This is a genomic window from Caballeronia insecticola (assembly GCF_000402035.1).
Classification (GTDB): domain Bacteria; phylum Pseudomonadota; class Gammaproteobacteria; order Burkholderiales; family Burkholderiaceae; genus Caballeronia; species Caballeronia insecticola.
Map to the genome: position 1 here is coordinate 2,296,970 of NC_021287.1, position 17,161 is coordinate 2,314,130.

Annotated in this window: 15 protein-coding genes; 2 read left to right on the forward strand and 13 right to left on the reverse strand. The window is 63.4% G+C overall.

Translation table 11 applies throughout. The annotated features are described in order from the left end of the window. Positions 1 to 18 precede the first annotated feature (18 nt). From BRPE64_RS10570 to rfbB, 6 genes are all read right to left on the reverse strand, one after another. Positions 19 to 3,600 (reverse strand): glycosyltransferase, encoded by a 3,582-nt coding sequence (locus BRPE64_RS10570; RefSeq protein WP_160167925.1) that lies wholly within the window; start codon positions 3,598 to 3,600, stop codon positions 19 to 21. 97 nt (positions 3,601 to 3,697) lie between these two features. After that, positions 3,698 to 4,642: a glycosyltransferase family 2 protein gene (locus BRPE64_RS10575; protein WP_051180343.1), complete on the reverse strand. Its 945-nt coding sequence runs from the start codon at positions 4,640 to 4,642 to the stop codon at positions 3,698 to 3,700. Positions 4,643 to 4,662: 20 nt separating this feature from the next. Then, positions 4,663 to 5,550: a dTDP-4-dehydrorhamnose reductase gene (rfbD, locus tag BRPE64_RS10580; RefSeq protein ID WP_044041509.1), complete on the reverse strand. Its 888-nt coding sequence runs from the start codon at positions 5,548 to 5,550 to the stop codon at positions 4,663 to 4,665. 8 nt (positions 5,551 to 5,558) lie between these two features. After that, positions 5,559 to 6,110, reverse strand: a complete 552-nt coding sequence (gene rfbC / locus BRPE64_RS10585) for a dTDP-4-dehydrorhamnose 3,5-epimerase (protein WP_016346103.1) — start codon at positions 6,108 to 6,110, stop codon at positions 5,559 to 5,561. Next, on the reverse strand, positions 6,095 to 6,988 hold the full coding sequence (gene rfbA / locus BRPE64_RS10590; protein WP_016346104.1) for a glucose-1-phosphate thymidylyltransferase RfbA: 894 nt from the start codon (positions 6,986 to 6,988) through the stop codon (positions 6,095 to 6,097). The genes rfbC and rfbA overlap by 16 nt, the downstream gene beginning before the upstream one ends. Before the next feature lie 12 nt (positions 6,989 to 7,000). Then, positions 7,001 to 8,062, reverse strand: coding sequence for a dTDP-glucose 4,6-dehydratase (gene rfbB / locus BRPE64_RS10595; RefSeq protein WP_016346105.1), 1,062 nt, complete (start codon positions 8,060 to 8,062; stop codon positions 7,001 to 7,003). 344 nt (positions 8,063 to 8,406) lie between these two features. On the opposite strand from rfbB, the gene BRPE64_RS10600 reads away from it, so the two are divergent. Next, positions 8,407 to 9,267, forward strand: a complete 861-nt coding sequence (locus BRPE64_RS10600; RefSeq protein ID WP_016346106.1) for a symmetrical bis(5'-nucleosyl)-tetraphosphatase — start codon at positions 8,407 to 8,409, stop codon at positions 9,265 to 9,267. Here the strand turns inward: BRPE64_RS10600 and BRPE64_RS10605 are convergent. The 6 genes from BRPE64_RS10605 to BRPE64_RS10630 all read right to left on the reverse strand — a co-directional run bounded on the left by BRPE64_RS10605 (position 9,230) and on the right by BRPE64_RS10630 (position 14,033). Next, positions 9,230 to 10,048 carry a lysophospholipid acyltransferase family protein gene (locus tag BRPE64_RS10605; protein WP_016346107.1) on the reverse strand — a complete coding sequence of 273 codons (819 nt, stop codon included), beginning with the start codon at positions 10,046 to 10,048 and terminating at the stop codon, positions 9,230 to 9,232. The two genes, BRPE64_RS10600 and BRPE64_RS10605, sit on opposite strands and share 38 nt — an antisense overlap. 2 nt (positions 10,049 to 10,050) lie before the next feature. Then, positions 10,051 to 11,328, reverse strand: coding sequence for a dihydroorotase (locus BRPE64_RS10610; protein ID WP_016346108.1), 1,278 nt, complete (start codon positions 11,326 to 11,328; stop codon positions 10,051 to 10,053). A gap of 65 nt (positions 11,329 to 11,393) precedes the next feature. Continuing rightward, on the reverse strand, positions 11,394 to 12,431 hold the full coding sequence (locus BRPE64_RS10615) for an aspartate carbamoyltransferase catalytic subunit (protein WP_016346109.1): 1,038 nt from the start codon (positions 12,429 to 12,431) through the stop codon (positions 11,394 to 11,396). Between the two features lie 78 nt (positions 12,432 to 12,509). Continuing rightward, positions 12,510 to 13,025 carry a bifunctional pyr operon transcriptional regulator/uracil phosphoribosyltransferase PyrR gene (pyrR, locus tag BRPE64_RS10620; RefSeq protein ID WP_016346110.1) on the reverse strand — a complete coding sequence of 172 codons (516 nt, stop codon included), beginning with the start codon at positions 13,023 to 13,025 and terminating at the stop codon, positions 12,510 to 12,512. Further along, positions 13,012 to 13,458: a Holliday junction resolvase RuvX gene (ruvX, locus tag BRPE64_RS10625; protein WP_016346111.1), complete on the reverse strand. Its 447-nt coding sequence runs from the start codon at positions 13,456 to 13,458 to the stop codon at positions 13,012 to 13,014. The genes pyrR and ruvX overlap by 14 nt, the downstream gene beginning before the upstream one ends. Beyond that, entirely contained in the window at positions 13,455 to 14,033 is a 579-nt protein-coding gene (locus BRPE64_RS10630; protein ID WP_016346112.1) for a YqgE/AlgH family protein, read from the reverse strand. Before BRPE64_RS10630 ends, ruvX begins: the two co-directional genes overlap by 4 nt. Before the next feature lie 30 nt (positions 14,034 to 14,063). Between BRPE64_RS10630 and BRPE64_RS10635 the strand changes: the two genes are divergently transcribed. Further along, positions 14,064 to 15,584, forward strand: a complete 1,521-nt coding sequence (locus tag BRPE64_RS10635; RefSeq protein WP_044041511.1) for a cryptochrome/photolyase family protein — start codon at positions 14,064 to 14,066, stop codon at positions 15,582 to 15,584. On the opposite strand, the gene BRPE64_RS10640 is transcribed toward BRPE64_RS10635, so the two are convergent. Further along, positions 15,581 to 17,035, reverse strand: coding sequence for a hypothetical protein (locus BRPE64_RS10640; RefSeq protein WP_044041512.1), 1,455 nt, complete (start codon positions 17,033 to 17,035; stop codon positions 15,581 to 15,583). The two genes, BRPE64_RS10635 and BRPE64_RS10640, sit on opposite strands and share 4 nt — an antisense overlap. Between the last annotated feature and the right edge of the window lie 126 nt (positions 17,036 to 17,161).

The following is a 17,161-nucleotide window of genomic DNA, read 5'->3' on the forward strand; positions in this document are numbered from 1 at the left end:
GAAGCATCGAAGCGCGCGTCAGAGCGAGGTCGTCGCGACGGGTGCATCGCTTTGCCCGTGCGCGACCACCTCTTTCAGCAGACCATGCAATTCCGTTGCCTGGGCGTCGAAAAATCGAATGCTGTCCTTATGAGGATTGCGATAGCCATCCAAACGGCGCGGATTGTCGAGCAATGCCGAAATTGCCGCCGCCAGTTCACTTGGATCGTCCTTCAACGCGATGATCTCGCCGTTCTCGCCCGGCACGATGTCTTCGACCGCGCCGCCCGCATCCGTCGAGATTACCCAGACATCGCGGACCAACGCTTCACGGACGGTCATACCGAAACTTTCCTTGCACTGCGTGGGGAACAGAAGGACATCGATGCCAGCGAAGAACTCGTCGATCGTCTCCTGCGTGTAGGCCGGCACGACGTGCAACTTGCCCGGCACTTTCCACGTATGCGTTTCGATCGTGTGCATGCCGAGATTGCGCGCGTTGTCCACGACGGTCAACTCGTAATCAGAACGCGAGAGGCTCTTGAAAGCTTCCTTGATCAACTGTGCGCCCTTGATCGGCGTTTCGCCGCCGACATAGCCAAAGCGCAGCGTTCGACCCGTGAGCGGCGCGCGTTCGAGCCGGTGCTCGGGTGCCTGAATGCCGTTCTTGTTCAGGACGATCTTCGCGGGATCGAAGCCGTTGTCCATGAACAGCCCGCGGAAAAATTCGCTTGGGACAAGCAACATCGCCGCGGACTTGAGGATGTCATGCAACCGGAACTGCCGATACGTGTTCAGGCCCGGGTCATCGACACACTTCGAGCACACGTTGAGGTCGATCTTGCGTTGGAAGCAATAGCGCTGGTCGCCCGTAATCATGAACTGACGACCGCAAATCCACCACGCGTCGTGCAATGTGACGACGAACGGAATCTTCTCTTCCTGACAGACTTCCGCGATGCTCGCGCCGATGCCCTGAATGCTGTGCAGATGCACCACGTCCGGCCGCACCGCCCGCACGGCATCGCGGAACGACTTGACCGACTTCGGATTTTCGAAGCCGCTGGCCGGATCGGGTTCGTGCGGCAAGCCCATGCCGAACACGCCACCGGCGCGCGCCTCGTAGCGTACGAGCGAATAGGCGTGTACTTGATCGGCGGGCAACGACGTGAACATGAAGTACTCCATGTCCACCGTCGCATTGATGCGCTTGGCGACGGCCTCCGCGATGATCGTCGCACCGCCGAAGCTCCGCGGTTCGAAGTACACGTTCACGCCGAGCACGCGCAGTTTGGCCGGCTTGCGCCTATACGGCGCAAGAAGCGGCGCGACTTGCCGCTCGGAGATGGCAAGCGGAGAGTAATCAGCGTTCACGTGCTCGTAGGCGCGCGCCGCCATGTCGCGACGCAAATCGGTATCGTCGATCAGGGCGAGCAGTGCTTCGCTCCAGGCAGCGGGTGTTTCGGCGAGAAAACCCGTGTCGCCATGGCGTATCGCGGACCGGAACGCGGCCGCCGGCGAACAGACCGATGGAAGCTTGACCACCGACGCTTCGAGGTATTTGATGTTCGACTTGGCATCGTTGAAGATGCTCTCTTCGAGCGGCGCGATGCTGATGTCGCATTCCGCCAGACGGCTCAAATAGCCCGCATAGCTCGACGACGGCAGGCGTTCGATTTGTGACGAAACATCCGCATAATCGTCCGGCAAGCCAAGTTCGCCGATGATGCGCAGTTTGACGTTCGGCCGCTGACGCAGGACCATCTTGATCCCGGCTGCCGCGACGCGGAAATCGGCGTCGTGAGTCTTCGTTCCCGAGCCGTAGACAATGCGCACGAACTTGTCCTTCTTGCGCTTCGGCGTTGCGTTGATGCCCCCCGCTACGCGTACGGTCTCGGCGTCCAGCGCGTTCTCGATGACGAACGTCTTCTGCACGCCCGCTTCGAGCATGGCATCGGACAGCCCGGCCGTGGACGCGATGCTGAAGTCACAAGCGAGCATCATCTGACGGTAGAGCGGCACGCCGGCAAGTACGCCGCGCTTGGCCTCGAGCCCCACGTCGCGCAAGTTCGAGTTCAGGATGTACTTCTCGGCGTCGAAGATGAGGTCGTCCACTTCCCAGAGGGTGACGAGACCAAGCGCCTTGGCGTGCGCGACCATCTGCATCGGGCCGGGGAATCCGGGCACGCGATAGAAGATCACGAGCGAATGTGTCTGCAGCAGATCCATGCAGGTCCGCGTGTCCGTCCAACTCGCGACCGAACAATCGATGCCGAGGCTCTCGATCATGCGCTGCTTCTGCGTAACGCGATACTTCAGGCATTGCGGAATACTCGTCTCCGCGATGATCAGCACGCGCAACGCGAGGCGCTCGATCGCCGGCTGGATCGGCAGGCTCGATTCGAAGGTCGGCGCCATGAGCGCCGTGCCGCCCGCGCCGCCCCGTAGCAATCCACCGAGGCCATCTCGCCGCGAAGCCGCAACCATCTTGTGCAGCGTGTGATTCAAGCCATGCTGATGCACCGAGTTGACGAAGACCCTCGACAGCAGCCGCGCACGCGACATTGCGGCGCGCGGCCGGCGCATGGACGTCGACGCGTAGCGCACCGGCGCGGTCAGCCGCCAGGACGTGGATGAGCGCAGCGCCTCCACTTCGTCGCTTGCGTGCCTCACCGAGTCGGCGGCCAGCCTGCGGGCGTCCTTCTCCAGCGCAAGTTCGCTTTCGAGTTCGTCGGCGCGAGACTTTTCTTGTTCGAGCTGGTGTTCCAGCCGCTCGTTCTGGACGGCAAGCTCCGTGAACTCGGAATGCTGATGCTCGAGGTTCTCGTCCGCCGCCTCGAGCAGCCTCTGGGTCCGTTGCAACTCGAGTTCGCGCTGATCGAAAGCGGCGCGCATTTCATTCTGCGCTTGCTGAAGCGCGATGGCGCGCCCGAGCCGTGCATAGCTTTCGCGGATCTCGTTGGCCGTCTCGCCCTTCGTCTCGAAGAGTTGGCGCAAGTCGTCGGGAATCTGCTCACCGACCGCGAGAATACCGAGACCGTAACCATGAGGAAATTCGAACGACGGAAATTGCCGGCTGATCTCGGTCCAGAATCGCCAGACGCCGAAATCGCGCTCGCGCACGTTGGTGTCGTGCATGACGACGACACCTCGCGCCGACATTTTCTTTTGCCAGGACGCGAAGTCGCGTCGCACGCTCTCAAAGTCGTGTTGCCCGTCGATATGCAATAGGTCGATCGAGCCGTCGGCGAAATGGTCGAGCGCTTCGTCGAAGCTCGAGCGAATCAAGCTCGAAAACGCGGGATAGGTTTCCTGGTTGTATTCGAGGAGTTCGCGAAAAACCGAGTCGTCGTACGCTCCGGTATGCGAATCGCCCTTCCATGTGTCCACGGCATAGCAACGCGCGACGAGTTTGAGCCGCTCGACGGCCTGGCACCATACGCCGTAGGAAAAGCCGTTGTGAGTGCCGAGTTCGACGACGGTCGCCGGACGAATCACACTCATCAACCAGAAAGCGAAAGGGGCGTGCTCGAGCCACGCCGATCGGACGATGCGAGCAGGCCACCAGAACGACTCCGGCCTGATCAGACTGACATGACTGGTCTCGGACCGAGTTTGCATTTTCATATTCCTGCTTTGATAGATTTGCATTCGTTATCGCGGTTCGGCTCACTGATCTGTGCCGAAACGGATTCAGCAACAACCACGCAACCCGCGTTCATCTTGGGCGCTCGCGCAGCGGACCGAGTCGGCCTCGCAATCCGTCCATGATTCCGTTGCATGCCATCTTCACGTGGCGCCAGCGTGGCTTCAGAAACAACGCATATATGCACAGGCGGATGGGCAGCTTCACGAGTTCGCCGGATTTCCATAACCACGGTATATCGGGACGAAGGATCAGCGCGACGGCGTTTCTGAACAGATAGTAGTGACGCGTCGCACTATGCGAGGGATACGCGCGGCCCAAAACCCGTATGGGCTCGCCTCCGAGCGAATGATTCATCTGGACCCAGGGAATGCCATACAGGCTGAACCCTTTACGTTTCGCTCGGACACACCATTCGAGATCGACGAAATCGATGAACAGGTCGTCCTGAAGCGGCCCGATCTCGTCCCACGCCTGAAGGTTCACACACGAGCCAGAACTGATCAGGAAATCCGTGCCGATCGGCGCGTCACCTTCGGCCGGAACGCGGAGCAAACGCCAGGGCGCGAAGCGGACGAACGGCGTCGGGCCGCCTAGCCGGTCGTCTACATAGGCAGGTCCGACGAGCGCCACCCGCGGATTGACCTTCGACAGTTCGGCCATGGCGCGCGGTAACTCGACCAGCAGCCGCGCGTCCGGCGCGCTGTCCTGATCGAACAAGATAGCCTTGTCGCACTGCAGTTCCTTGAGCCGCGCGACGCCGCGATTAAACGCGGTGGCAATACCTTCGTTTTTTCCGCTCGGAAGATAGTGGACGCCGGCCGCCAGACCGCGTCCTGAGTCTTGCGTCGACCCCTCGGTGTTGTCGACGACGACACACACGAGGCGCTCCGCCAGCCGGTTTGCATTCCGGAAGCAGGTATCGTCAGGGTGGTAGAACACGACGACCGCACCCACTCGTGAGTCGACGCCCCGGTTCGAGGCGGCATGGTCGTCGTCAGGCTGCCGTATGCCCATCCGTGCTTCCAGTCAGCGGGCTAGCGTGCCATGCAGAGCGCGAGCGCGTCCCGCCAGTCAGGCGCTTCAAGGCCGAAGACGTCGCGCAGCTTCGCACCCGACATTCTCGAATTCGCCGGCCGGGCGGCAGGCGTCGGGTACGCCGAAGCTGGGATGGGTTTTACGTTCGGCTTCTTCGGCAGATCCGAAAGCCCGAAGATCGCCTCGGCGAAACCGTGCCACGATGTCGACCCCGAGGCCGTCAGATGATAAACACCCGACGTCCTGTTCCACCACTCCTGATCCTTGCCTCGCGTCTGAGCAAGCACGTTCGCCGTCAACGCGGCGATCGTATTCGCCCACGTTGGCGCGCCGAACTGGTCGGCCACGACGCTCAGCTCCTCGCGCTCGGCGCCAAGCCGCAGCATGGTCAGCAGAAAGTTCTTACCGCGCGTGCCATACACCCAGCTCGTACGAAAGATCAGATGATCGCAACCGGAAGCGGCAATCGCCTGTTCTCCGGCGAGCTTGCTCTTACCGTAGACATTCTGCGGATTCACCGCATCGTCTTCGACGTACACGCCCTCTTTCGTCCCATCGAAAACGTAGTCGGTCGAATAGTGAATCAGCGCGGCGCCCAGGCGCTTTGCTTCTTCCGCCAGCACGCCCGGCGCTTCACCATTCGCGCGCATCGCGACTTCGATATCGCTTTCCGCTTTGTCGACCGCCGTGTATGCCGCCGGATTCACGATCAGCGAGGGCTTCACGTCCCGCACGACGCGGCGAACCTGGTCGAGATCGCCGAGATCGAGCCGCGCGCGGTCGAGCGCGACCACCTTGCCGAGCCCTTGCAGCGATCGTGCGAGTTCAAACCCGACCTGGCCGTTCACGCCGGTCAGAAGGATAGTTTGTTGCTCACCGTTGGACATTGCGTCGCTCACTCGAAACACTCGGCGTCAGACAACCGCTTGCCCGCTGCATCCTTCGCCGCAAGCAGCGGCTCGAAATCGATCGGCCATTCAATACCGATATCCGGATCGTTCCAGACGATGCTGCGCTCGTGTGCCTGATACCAGTAATCCGTCGTCTTGTAGAGGAACTGCGCCGTCTCCGACAACACAACGAATCCATGCGCGAAACCCGGCGGCACCCAGAGCTGTCGATGATTCTCTTCGGACAGGTTCACGCCGACCCACTTGCCAAAGTTCGGCGAACTCTTACGGATATCGACGGCCACGTCGAACACTTCGCCTTCCACCACGCGAACGAGCTTACCCTGCGCGTGCTGAATCTGATAATGCAGACCGCGCAACACGCCCTTTGCCGAACGGGAATGATTGTCCTGCACGAACTCGACGCCGCCTTCGACCTGCTCGGCGAACTCGCGCGCGTTGAAGCTTTCGTAGAAGAAGCCCCGCGCGTCGCCGAATACCTTCGGCTCGATGATCTTGACTTCAGGCAGCGCCGTAGCGGTTACTTGGATGGCCATGCGACTTGGTCCTTCGGAAGATTGAGCAGATACTGACCGTAGGCATTCTTCGAGAGCGGCTTGGCGAGCGCCAGCAGTTGTTCCTCACCGATCCACTTCTTGCGATAGGCGATCTCTTCGGGGCAAGCAACCACGAGCCCCTGGCGCTTTTGCAAGGTCGCAATAAACGTTGCCGCCTCGATCAGCGACTCATGCGTGCCCGTGTCGAGCCACGCATAGCCGCGCCCCATGATTTCGACGTCGAGCTTTTTCTGCTCGAGATAACGCGAATTGACGTCCGTGATTTCAAGCTCGCCACGCGCGGAAGGCTTGATGTCCGCGGCGACATCGCACACCTGATTGTCGTAGAAGTAGAGGCCGGTCACCGCATAGTTCGAGCGCGGCTTCGCGGGCTTTTCCTCGATCGACAACGCGCGGAACTTCTGGTCGAACTCGACCACACCGTAGCGCTCGGGATCATGCACGTGATAGGCGAACACGGTCGCGCCGTCAGTACGGGCAGTGGCGCTCTCGAGTTGCTTGGCGAGATCGTGGCCGTAGAAGATGTTGTCGCCGAGAATGAGCGCCGACGGATCATTGCCGACGAACTCCCGCCCGATGATGAACGCCTGCGCAAGCCCGTCCGGAGACGGTTGCACCGCGTACTGAATGTTCATGCCCCACTGGCTGCCGTCGCCGAGCATCGACTCGAACCGCGGTGTGTCTTGCGGCGTCGAGATCACGAGGACGTCGCGGATACCCGCGATCATCAGCGTGGACAGCGGGTAGTAGATCATCGGTTTGTCGTAGACGGGGAGCAGCTGCTTCGACACGGCATGCGTGATCGGATAAAGCCGCGTGCCGGACCCGCCAGCGAGAATGATGCCTTTGCGCGCCATTGTCATTCCCCTTCAAGCACGTTGCGCGTAGTTCGTTTCGACCCATTTGCGGTATTCGCCCGACGCGACTTCGTCAGCCCACGCCTGGTTGTCCAGATACCACTGGACCGTCTTCGCGAGGCCGGTTTCGAAGGTTTCCGCGGGCTTCCAGCCGAGTTCGCGTTCGAGCTTGCGCGCGTCGATTGCATAGCGGCGGTCGTGGCCCGGGCGGTCCGTCACATAGGTGATCTGATCACGATACGAGCCGCTCGACTTCGGCTTGGCGCGGTCGAGCAGATCGCACAGCGTATGCACGACTTCGAGATTCTTCTTCTCGTTCCAGCCGCCGACGTTATACGTTTCGCCAAGTGCGCCGCGCGCAAGCACTTCGCGGATCGCAGAGCAGTGGTCGCCCACGTAGAGCCAGTCACGCACGTTTTGGCCATCGCCATAAACGGGCAAGGGCTTGCCCGCCAGCGCGTTGGCGATCATCAGCGGAATCAGCTTCTCGGGGAACTGGTACGGGCCGTAATTGTTGGAACAATTGGTCGTGAGGACCGGCAGGCCATAAGTATGGTGGTACGCACGCACCAAGTGATCGGAGCCGGCCTTGGTTGCCGAGTACGGACTGTTCGGCGCGTAGGGCGTGGTTTCAGAGAATTGCGGATCCGTTGCCGACAGCGAGCCGAAAACCTCGTCCGTGGAGACATGCAGGAAGCGGAACGCCTGCTTTTCTGCCTCGGGCAACGCGCTCCAGTACATGCGGGTTGCCTCGAGCAGCGTGAACGTGCCGACCACGTTCGTCTGGACGAAATCGGCCGGACCGTGGATGGAACGGTCCACATGGCTTTCCGCCGCGAAGTGCAGGACGGCGCGCGGCTTGTGTTGCGCGAGCAACGCATCCATTGCAGCACGGTCGCAGATGTCGGCGCGGACGAACACGTGACGGGCATCGTCCTTGAGCGACTTGAGCGTTCCGAGATTCCCCGCGTACGTGAGTTTGTCGACGTTGAGAATGGGCTCAGCCGAGCCTGCGAGCCAATCCAGAACAAAGTTAGCGCCGATAAAGCCGGCGCCGCCCGTCACGAGAATCATAAAAATGCCCTCTTCGCTGTAAAAAAGCCAAATAAGCTGAACGCGTGTTCAAAAATGCGAAAAAATTGCACCATGAAACCCGCTAATCCACACGTCCTAATTGCAGGGCCGAACTTTTACGCGCTTAAACGAAAAACGGCCAACTATCAATTATAAGGCCAGGCAAAGCGAAAACTACGCACCTAACAACTTGATACAGCTAGAGGTTGACAGTTGCATCGCGTTGCAACATGTAACCGGCGGGCGGAACATGCGCGACCGGACGGTATCTATCGTCTGCTCCATAATGCCCGGACATTCCGATCCCGACCTGATCTCCCGCGCACCACCACGCATTCCCTTAAATGACCGACGCCCTCCCTTCCATCAACGACCTCTCCCCCGCTCCCCTCGTCTTCGGCGACCTCCAGGGCTGCCGCGACCCTTTCCAGCGCCTCCTGAAAAAAGCCGACGTCCGCGACGACGTGCCGCTCTGGTTCGCAGGCGACCTGATCAACCGCGGCCCGAAGTCGCTGCAGACGCTGCGCGACGTAATCGCGCTCGGCTCGCGCGCGACCGTCGTGCTGGGCAATCACGATTTGAATCTGCTGTCGGTCGCGGCCGGCCTGCGCAAGCCCAAGAAAGGCGACACGCTCGACGAAATCCTCGCCGCGCCCGATGCCGCCGACCTGATCGAATGGGTGCGCCACAAACCAGTCGCGCATTTCGAGAACGGCATGCTGATGGTCCACGCCGGCGTGCTTCCCCAATGGGACGCGGCCATGACGATGGAACTTGCGCACGAGCTCGAATGCGCATTGCGTGCGCCGAACTGGAAGGAAACGCTTGCCGCGCTATACGGCAACGAGCCGCACCGTTGGGACGATTCGCTGAGCGGCGCGGACCGCCTGCGCGTGATCTATAACGCGCTGACGCGTATCCGCTTCTGCACGGCCGAAGGCGCGATGGAATTCGCCAACAACGGCGGCCCCGATGCCGCGCCGCCCGGCTACATGCCGTGGTTCGACGCGCCCGGGCGTCGCACGCAGGACGTGACGATCGTCTTCGGCCATTGGGCCGCGCTCGGCCTCATGATCCGCGACGACGTGCTATGCCTGGATTCCGGCTGCGTGTGGGGCAACAAGCTGTCGGCGGTGCGGCTCACGGCCGATCCGGCGCAGCGCGTTGTCACGCAGGTGAGTTGTTCGATGAAGAAGCAGACGTAACGGGCCGCACGCGCGGCGCGTCCGCGACGTCTGCAATGGCGGCAGGCGCGCCCCGCATCCCCTCCAACGCCCTCTGCACCGCCGCCTGCGCCTCGCTCGCAAGCAGACGCCGGTCCGCGCCCGGCGCAAGCGGATCGCACACGTAGAGATGCGCGGTCAACGGCGTCGCCCGCAACAGCGCGCTGAGCGAATCGTCGAGCGTCATGTCGCCGATATACGCGGGCGCCGTCGACTGCCTGCCCTGCGCATCCTCGTACATCAGGCAGATCGGCTGCACGGGACACGACGCCGACACCGCCGCCTGAAACATGTTCGCGTGAAACGGCAGCAGCGTCTGGCCATCGGTGGTGGTGCCTTCGGGGAACACGCACATCTTCTCGCCCGCGAGCAACCGCTCGGCAAGCTCGTGCATGATGCGCTTCGCATCGCTGCGCTTCTCGCGCTGCACGAACACCGTGCCCAACTGATGCGCGAGCCATCCGACGACCGGCCAGTTGCGAATCTCCGCCTTCGACACGAACGGCGTCGGCCGCCACGCGTTGATCACGTAGATGTCGATCCACGAAATGTGATTGCCGACCACGAGCACGCCGTTGTCGAGCCGGGCTTCGTCGTTGTGTACGACGAGCTTCATGCCGCACAGACGCAGCATGTCCAGCGACCATGCGCGATTCAGTTCGACGCGCTCGCTCGCCGATGCGCGCGGAAAGCGCCGCGCGACAATCCACATGCCGTACAGCAAGTGAACGACGAGCCGCAGCTTGCGCCAGACCAATGCCATGCTCAACGGCTCTCGAATGCGACGTGCCCGGCAACGACCGTCGCCCGCACGCGCGCCGGCAACTCGTAGCCGAGGAACGGCGTATTGCGGCCCTGGCTTCTGAGTTTCAGCGGATCGACGCGCCAGTCGGCGGCTGCGTCGAACACGCACAAGTCCGCGAGCGCGCCCGTCGCGATGCGTCCGGCGGGCAGCTTCAGCACGTCGGCGGGTGCGCAGGTGATGCGCGAGAGTGCCTGCGCGAGCGGCACGCCGGCCTCGCGCGCCCACTTCACCGTCAGCGAAAGCAGCAGTTCGAGGCCCGTTGCGCCGGGCGTCGCTTCGGCGAAGGGCAGCAGCTTTTCGTCGTCGTCGAGCGGCGTGTGATCGGAGCAGATCGCGTCGATGGTGCCGTCCGCCAGGCCCGTGCGAATCGCGTCGCGGTCGCGCTGCGAGCGCAGCGGCGGATCGAGACGGAACTGGGAATCGAAATAGCCGATGTCGATATCGGTCAGATGCACGTGATTGATCGTCACGTCGCAGCTCACCGCGAGCCCTTCAGCCTTCGCCGTCCGCACGAGCGCCACGCCCGCCGCCGACGACAGATGCGACAGATGCACGCGCGCGCCCGTCACGCGCATCAGCTCGAAAATGGTATGCAGCGCGATGGTTTCCGCCGACACCGGCACGCCCGACAACCCCAGCCGCGACGCCACCGCGCCGCTCGCCGCCACGCCGCCCTTCGCCATGTACGCATCCTGCGGACGCAGCCACGCGGTGTAGCCGTACGTTGTCGCGTATTGCAGCGCGCGCAGAAGCGTGCGCGTATCGACGATCGGATTGTCCGCCTGCGAAAGCCCGATACAGCCCGCCTCCGTCAGTTGAACCATCTCGGTGATGGCCTCGCCCTTCAGGCCGACCGTCAGCGCGCCCAGCGGATACACATGCGCGAGATGCAGTTTCTGCGCGCGGAACTTGAGCATTTCGACGAGACCCGGCTCATCGAGCACGGGATCGGTGTCGGGCGGGCACACGAGGCTCGTCACGCCGCCCGCCATCGCCGCGGCCATTTCGGATTCGAGCGTCGCCTTGTGCTCGAAGCCCGGCTCGCGCAGACGCGCGGACAAGTCGACGAAACCGGGCGCGACGTACAGCCCGCTCGCATCGATCACCTTCGCTGCGTTGAAATCGGCGGGCGCGTGGCCGATACCGACAATCCTTCCCGCCGCGATGAATACGTCCTGGCGTGCTTCGGTGCCCGCGGCCGGGTCGATGATCGTGCCGCCTTGAATCTGGATCTTCATGTCGCTGTTCTTAGTCGCTGCTTCGTCACTGTTTGGTCGATGCTTAGTCGCTGCTTAGTCGATGCTTAATCGCTGTTGCCGGCCACGATGCCCATCACCGCCATGCGCACGGCGATGCCGAACGTCACCTGATTCAGGATCACCGACTGCGGGCCGTCGGCCACTTGCGAGTCGATTTCGACGCCGCGGTTCATCGGACCGGGATGCATCACGATGGCATCGGGCGCGGCGAGCGCGAGCCGCTCGGGCGTCAAGCCCCAGCTCTTGAAATATTCCTGCGCCGAGGGCAGCAACGCGCCGCTCATGCGCTCGTTCTGCAAGCGCAGCATGATGATGACGTCGACGCCCTTCAGGCCTTCGTCGAGATTGTGATAGACGTGCACGCCCATCTGATCGAGATTGCCCGGCAAGAGCGTGCGCGGCCCGATTGCGCGGACTTCCGGCACCCCGAGCGTGGTGAGCGCGTGAATGTCCGAGCGCGCGACGCGCGAATGCAGAATGTCCCCGACGATCGCCACGCGCAGCTTCGTGAAGTCGCGCTTGTAATGGCGGATCGTGTACATGTCGAGCAGGCCTTGCGTCGGATGCGCATGACGGCCGTCGCCCGCATTGATCACGTGCACGTGCGGCGCGCAATGCTCGGCGATCAGATATGGCGCGCCGCTCGACGCATGACGCACGACGAACATGTCGGCGTGCATCGCGGAGAGATTGTTGATGGTGTCGAGCAGCGATTCGCCCTTGCTCGTCGACGACGCGTTGATGTTCAAATTCAGCACGTCGGCCGAAAGACGCTTCGCCGCGATCTCGAACGTGGTGCGCGTGCGCGTCGAGTTCTCGAAGAACAGATTGAACACCGACTTGCCGCGCAACAGCGGCACTTTCTTCACTTCGCGGTCGGTCACGCTCACGAACTGCTCGGCGGTGTCGAGAATGTGCGTGACGATCGAGCGCGGCAAGCCTTCGATGGTCAGCAGATGCTTGAGCTCGCCATTCTTCGTGAGCTGCGGGTTGCCCTTGAGAAAGCCGTACCGGAACGAGTCGGCGGTCTTGTCCGATGCGGGCGCGCTCGATTCAGCGGCGCCCTGGGTAGCGGTGTTCATGATGAATCCAGGTGTTTCTTTGAAAAGAGGCTGAATGTGCAGCCGCAAACTACGAGTCGACGCGCGCGTCGATATACGTCAGTGCGTGCGCGGTTCTGTGGTGAACGTGAATGCGTTTGTTTCGCCGCGCACGAGCACGAGATCCTCGCTCGCGGGCACATCCACCGTGCCGCCGACGAAGCGCGCCGCGATCGGCATTTCCCGCCCGCCGCGATCCGCGAGCACCGCGAGATCGATCGATGCCGGGCGGCCGTAGTCGTACAGCTCGTTGATCGCCGCGCGCGCGGTGCGGCCGGTGGACAACACGTCGTCGATCAGGATGATGCGGCGGCCGTTGACATCGAAAGGCAATTCGGTCGGACGCGCCTGGCTGTGCAGGCCCTTTTTCGCGTAGTCGTCGCGATGCAGCGCCACGTTCACCACGCCGAAGTGCGGCGCGTTCAGATCCTGCGCGAGCCGCTCGGCGAGCCACACGCCGCCGCTGTAGATGCCCGCGAACACGGCGCCGTCGGCCGTGGCGAGCGATGGTCCATAAGCGGCGCGAATCTGTTCGACGAGCACGCGGTAGAGCGACTCGGCGTCAATGGAACTCATGATCGTCGGCAAGTCCGTCGAGATATTGTTGAAGGATGACGCGGGCGGCTTCGGCGTCGATCTCGTCGAAGCGGCCGCGCGCGTTGGTGCGCACGCCGCGCTCGCGCAGATCGGCTTTGGCGTCGACGGACGAATAGCGTTCGTCCACCCATTGCACGGGCACGTTGAAACGGCCGTTCAGCTGGCTGCCGAAGCGTTTGGCGAGCGCGCTCATTTCGTGCGGCGTGCCGTCGGGATGCATCGGCATGCCGACGACCACGGCGTTGGGCTTCCACTCGTCGAGCAGCTTGCCCACTTCCACGAAGCGATATTCGCGATTGCGGTTTTCCAGCGTGAGGAGTGCGCGCGCGTTTTTCGTGAGCGTATTGCCGACGGCGACACCAATGCGCTTCTCGCCGTAATCGAATGCCAGTAGCGTGGCCTCGCGGCTCATGCGTGCCCTGCTTCGCCGGACAACATAGAGCGCGACACGCCGAGCAGCGAGAGCGCCGCTTCCAGGCGCTCTTCGGCGGGCACGTCGAAGATGATGCGCGAATCGGCTTCCACGGTGAGCCAGCCGTTCTTCGAGATTTCCTCTTCGAGCTGGCCCGCGCCCCAGCCGGCGTGACCCAGCGTGAGCAGGAAACGCTCGGGCCCCTTGCCGCTCGCGACCGCTTCGAGCACGTCCTTCGACGTGGTCATGGCGAGGCCGCCGGGCACGCTCATCGACGAGCTGTAGGGTTCGCCGTCGCCGGCTTCGTGCAGCACGAAGCCGCGCTCGGTCTGCACGGGACCGCCGAAATAAACGGGCAAATGAACGAGCGGTTCGATCTCGAGCTTAAGATCGATGCGGTTGAAGAGCGACTGGAGATCGATGTCGGTCGGACGGTTGATGACGAGACCGAGCGCGCCTTTTTCAGTGTGATCGCAAAGATAGACCACCGTTCCCGAAAACGTCGGATCGACCATGTTCGGCATGGCGATCAGGAACTGATTCGTCAAATTGATGCGATCGGGAGTCTTGGACATAATTCAGAATTTTAACAAAGGCGCTGCGAGATGGCCGACTTTGAGCTGGGTCTGGTCTGGTTTCGGCGGGACCTGCGCGCGGCAGACAATGCTGCACTCTATCACGCGCTTACACGGTGCCGTCGGGTGCTGTGCGCGTTCATTTTCGACCGCGAAATTCTGTCGCCGCTCGCGCGGCACGACAGGCGCGTGCCATTCATCCACGCGAGCGTCGCCGAGCTCGACCGCACGCTGCGCGATGCGGGCGGCGCGCTGATCGTCCGGCACGGCGTGCCGCAGCACGAGATTCCCGCGCTCGCGCGTGAATGCGGCGTGAACGCGGTATTCGCCAATCGCGATTACGAGCCCGCGGCGAAAGCGCGCGACGAAGCCGTCGCGAACACGCTGGCAAGCGCGGACGTCGCGTTCTTCACGTTCAAGGATCAGGCCGTCTTCGATCATGACGACGTGATGACGAACGCCGGCAAGCCCTACACCGTCTTCACGCCCTACAAGCGCAAATGGCTCCAGACGCTCACGCCGGATGCGCTCAGGCCGTATGCATCGGAAGACCGTCTGAACGCGCTGGCGAAGCCGCCGGCGGGCGTCGCGCACGCGCTGCCGTCGCTTGCCGCCCTCGGCTTTCCGCAGGCCCACGGTCCCGCGTTTCCGGCGGGTACGAGCGGCGCGTTCGAACTCTTCGACGACTTCCACGCGCGCATGAGCGATTACGGCCGCACGCGCGACTTTCCCGCGCTGAAGGGCCCGAGCTATCTCGGCGTGCATTTGCGTCACGGCACCGTATCGATCCGCGCGCTCGCCCGCAGCGCACACGACGCGCAGCGTCACGGCGACAAGGGCGCCGAAGTCTGGCTCGGCGAGCTGATCTGGCGCGAGTTCTATTTCTCCGTGCTGCATCACTTTCCGCACGTGGGCGTGGCGGGCGATCATCGCGCGTTCAAGCCGGAGTACGACCGCATCCGCTGGGAAACCGGCGAGGCCGCCGACGCGAATTTCGCCGCATGGTGCGCAGGCGCGACGGGCTATCCGATCGTCGATGCCGCGATGCGTCAGATCAACACGTCCGGATACATGCACAACCGTCTGCGCATGGTGGTGGCGAGCTTTTTGACGAAGGATCTGGGTATCGACTGGCGGCGCGGCGAAGCGTACTTCGAGGCGTTGCTGAACGACTTCGAGCTGTCCAACAACAACGGCGGATGGCAATGGGCCGCCTCCAGCGGCTGCGACGCCCAGCCGTACTTCCGCATCTTCAATCCGGTCACGCAGTCGCAGAAATTCGACGCGGCGGGCAAGTTCATCCGCCATTACGTGCCGGAGATCGCGGGGCTGTCGGACCGCGACATTCACGCGCCGTGGCGCGCGAAGCCCGATGCGCTGGCCGCCGCGCAAATCTCGCTCGGTGCGGATTATCCGCAACCGCTCGTCGATCACGATGTCGCGAGGAAACGCACGCTCGCGCGTTACGACGTCGTACGCGGGCCGGGCGCGAAAAAAGCCGCTCCCGCCGATACTGGCGACCACCCCGACGACAACCCCGCCGACGACTAACGCGCAATCGTCAGCGGCCGCTCGATCATCGCGGTCAGCGCAACGATCGAGCCGCGCCCTTCCGATGGCGCAATGCCGGCCGCCGCCTGATGCAGCATCGAGCGCAGCATCTGCGCGGCGCGCTCGGGCACGGTGGCGTCGAGGCCGCGGGTCGCGCCTTGGGTCGAGCCTTGGGTCGAGCCCTGTAAGTCAACTTCGCCGCCATCGCGTGCTTCGCCGTGATACGCGACGCGCCGCCACGCAAGACCGAGCGTGTCCGCCAGCGACGCGACATGGCCAAGCCCCAGCGCGCAGGCCGCCGCGCCCAGCCGGTGCGATGCATTGGCCGCCGCGAGCGCCGCCGCTTCGTCCACCGTGCCCGTTTCGCTTGCCTGCGTGCCGCGCTCGACCAGCGCATCGATCGATGTTTCCGCGCTTTGCAGAAAATCTTCGTAAGCCGCCGCGTTCACGCGCAACACGCCGAGATCGCGCGTACCGGCATCGCGCGACGCTTCTTCGCTCGCCTGCGCCGCGCCCTCTTCCCACGCGGCTTCGGACGCCGGGCTCGCCGCCACATGCCAGGCCACCGTCAAACCATAGTCGCGCAGCACATCGACATGTTCGGCATTTTCCGGCGCCGCGCCGTACAGCGCGAAATCGCGCCACAGCAACGCGAGCGTCGCGCGCACGAGCGAGCGCGGCGCGTACGACAGCGCATGCGCCTGATCCGCCAGCACCAGATTGAAGCGCGCGTAGAGACGCTTGGCGTCGGCGTCGTAGGCGGAGCCGGCATCGAAGTCGATGTCGTCGGCGCGCGCGCCGTCGCGTTGCGCGTGCTCCCGCAGCGCATGCACCGCCGACGATGCCAGCCGCCAGAAGTCGTAAGGATCCGGCCCCCTGAGTTCGGCGAGACACGCGTCGAGGCGCTCGCAAGCCTCGGCGGATTCACCGGCCGGTCCGCGCAGGAGCCTGAGCAATGCTTCTTCGTAACGCGCCCGCACGCGCGCGAGCCGCTCCGGCGCGATGCCGCGCAATGTCGCCGGGGCGATGGCGCGGCCGGCGAGCGCGAGGTCGTCGTAGGAGACGGGCGCGACGCGCGTATGCGCCGCGAGCAGCGCGTGCAGGCCGCGATAGTGATCGAACAGCACCGTCGAACACGATAGCTCGCGCAGATTGTGACGCTCGACAGCCGCGCCGAACATGGCGATCGAATCGGCGATGCGCGCCCGGTTGCCGTCCGACTCGTCGCCGAGCGGGGCGACGAGCGCGAGCGCTTCGGCGAAACGCTGCGCGGGCAGCCATCCCGCCGAATGCAACGCGGCGATCGCGCGTTTCAGCGCGGCCCCGGTTTCACCCTGACGATGGAACGCGTGCAGCGCATCGGTGAGCGCCATCTCGGCGAGACGCACCGAACCGCCGCGCGGATTGGGCAAGGCTTCTAACGGAACATGCAGATCGGGACGTGATGTCATGTCGGGCGCTCACAAGCCGTTGCGCGGAAGCGGCGCGCTGTGACGCCGTCGCACGCGGTTGAAATGCGTCGTCGGAGGCGCTGCGCCGGCCAGAGCTTCTGTCGCCGGTCGCGCCTCCTGCACGGT

What these genes read in the sequence shown, in the direction of transcription:
- rfbD (WP_044041509.1), bottom strand. Translation starts at nt 5,550, where the DNA reads ATGTCCAACGGTGAGCAACAAACTATCCTTCTGACCGGCGTGAACGGC.
- BRPE64_RS10610 (WP_016346108.1), bottom strand. Translation starts at nt 11,328, where the DNA reads ATGAAGATCCAGATTCAAGGCGGCACGATCATCGACCCGGCCGCGGGC.
- pyrR (WP_016346110.1), bottom strand. Translation starts at nt 13,025, where the DNA reads ATGAGTTCCATTGACGCCGAGTCGCTCTACCGCGTGCTCGTCGAACAG.
- BRPE64_RS10575 (WP_051180343.1), bottom strand. Translation starts at nt 4,642, where the DNA reads ATGGGCATACGGCAGCCTGACGACGACCATGCCGCCTCGAACCGGGGC.
- BRPE64_RS10640 (WP_044041512.1), bottom strand. Translation starts at nt 17,035, where the DNA reads ATGACATCACGTCCCGATCTGCATGTTCCGTTAGAAGCCTTGCCCAAT.
- BRPE64_RS10635 (WP_044041511.1), top strand. Translation starts at nt 14,064, where the DNA reads ATGGCCGACTTTGAGCTGGGTCTGGTCTGGTTTCGGCGGGACCTGCGC.
- BRPE64_RS10570 (WP_160167925.1), bottom strand. Translation starts at nt 3,600, where the DNA reads ATGCAAACTCGGTCCGAGACCAGTCATGTCAGTCTGATCAGGCCGGAG.
- rfbB (WP_016346105.1), bottom strand. Translation starts at nt 8,062, where the DNA reads ATGATTCTCGTGACGGGCGGCGCCGGCTTTATCGGCGCTAACTTTGTT.
- BRPE64_RS10600 (WP_016346106.1), top strand. Translation starts at nt 8,407, where the DNA reads ATGACCGACGCCCTCCCTTCCATCAACGACCTCTCCCCCGCTCCCCTC.
- rfbA (WP_016346104.1), bottom strand. Translation starts at nt 6,988, where the DNA reads ATGGCGCGCAAAGGCATCATTCTCGCTGGCGGGTCCGGCACGCGGCTT.
- BRPE64_RS10630 (WP_016346112.1), bottom strand. Translation starts at nt 14,033, where the DNA reads ATGTCCAAGACTCCCGATCGCATCAATTTGACGAATCAGTTCCTGATC.
- ruvX (WP_016346111.1), bottom strand. Translation starts at nt 13,458, where the DNA reads ATGAGCCGCGAGGCCACGCTACTGGCATTCGATTACGGCGAGAAGCGC.
- rfbC (WP_016346103.1), bottom strand. Translation starts at nt 6,110, where the DNA reads ATGGCCATCCAAGTAACCGCTACGGCGCTGCCTGAAGTCAAGATCATC.
- BRPE64_RS10605 (WP_016346107.1), bottom strand. Translation starts at nt 10,048, where the DNA reads ATGGCATTGGTCTGGCGCAAGCTGCGGCTCGTCGTTCACTTGCTGTAC.
- BRPE64_RS10615 (WP_016346109.1), bottom strand. Translation starts at nt 12,431, where the DNA reads ATGAACACCGCTACCCAGGGCGCCGCTGAATCGAGCGCGCCCGCATCG.